Genomic DNA, 860 nt, shown 5'->3' with positions numbered 1-860 from the left:
GCCGATCTTGCCGCCGACCTTGCCGAGCACTTGTTTCTTGAGTGACCGGGTCTTGGCGTCGAAGATCGGGAAATCGACGTAGGCGTCCTGTACTTCGATGCTCACCACGGGGCGTCCTCCTCACTAGGGAAATGCGAACGGAAGTTATCATTCGCGTTTGTGGTAACGTCCGGCCGGTGAGTCAGTCATCCGCCGATCAGGGCTTCCGGCCGCCGCAGCAAGCCCGAAGCCGCGAGTCGCTCCAGAAGGTGCTGGCCGCCGCCGAGCACGTCCTGGCGAGCCAGGGCTTCGAGGAGCTCACCGTCGCGGCGGTTGCCGAGCAGGCGGGGATGTCGGTCGGCGCGATCTATCGCCGGTTTTCCGGTAAGAACCAGCTCCTGTACGCCGTGAAAGACCAACTGCTCGCGCAGCTGGAATCCGGTGTCGGCGAAGCGCTCGGCTCCGCGGAACCCGGGCTGCGCGGGGTCGTCGGCGCGTTCACCCGCGCTCTGGCGGGGACCTTCGCCCGCCACGACCGGATCTTCTCCGAGCTGCTCGACAACCAGCGCGCCGAGGGACGGGATCGTGGCCTCCAAGCGCTGGCCACGATCCAACGCGATTTCGTGGAGGCCGCTCGGCCTTGTCTCGAGGAGATCCGCCGAGCGGACGGGGAGCGGGCGATCCGGATGACGAGCCGGACCATCATCGGATCCTGTGTGCACCGGGCCGCGAGTGGACGGTTCTGGTCCGATGGGCTGAGCTGGGATGTTTGGGCGAGTGAGTCGACCGAGATGGCTTTGGCCTATCTGGAGTCGGCTTAGGGTTTTGCTCTGCAGCTCCTGAGAATCTCGACTCGGTTGTGATCGGTCCGGTGGCGATGG

Annotated in this window: 1 protein-coding gene and 1 pseudogene; one reads left to right on the top strand and one right to left on the bottom strand. The window is 65.5% G+C overall.

Annotated elements, in window-relative coordinates:
• Window positions 1–108, bottom strand: a pseudogene (locus AVR91_RS43720) (ABC transporter ATP-binding protein); the annotation flags it as partial.
• Window positions 109–176: 68 nt separating this feature from the next.
• On the opposite strand from AVR91_RS43720, the gene AVR91_RS09260 reads away from it, so the two are divergent.
• On the top strand, window positions 177–800 hold the full coding sequence (locus AVR91_RS09260) for a TetR/AcrR family transcriptional regulator (RefSeq protein WP_063272964.1): 624 nt from the start codon (window positions 177–179) through the stop codon (window positions 798–800).
• Window positions 801–860: the final 60 nt, after the last annotated feature.

Source organism: Amycolatopsis keratiniphila subsp. keratiniphila (genome assembly GCF_001620365.2).
GTDB classification, from domain to species: Bacteria; Actinomycetota; Actinomycetes; order Mycobacteriales; family Pseudonocardiaceae; genus Amycolatopsis; species Amycolatopsis keratiniphila.
This window is presented reverse-complemented; position numbering and strand designations above follow the sequence as displayed.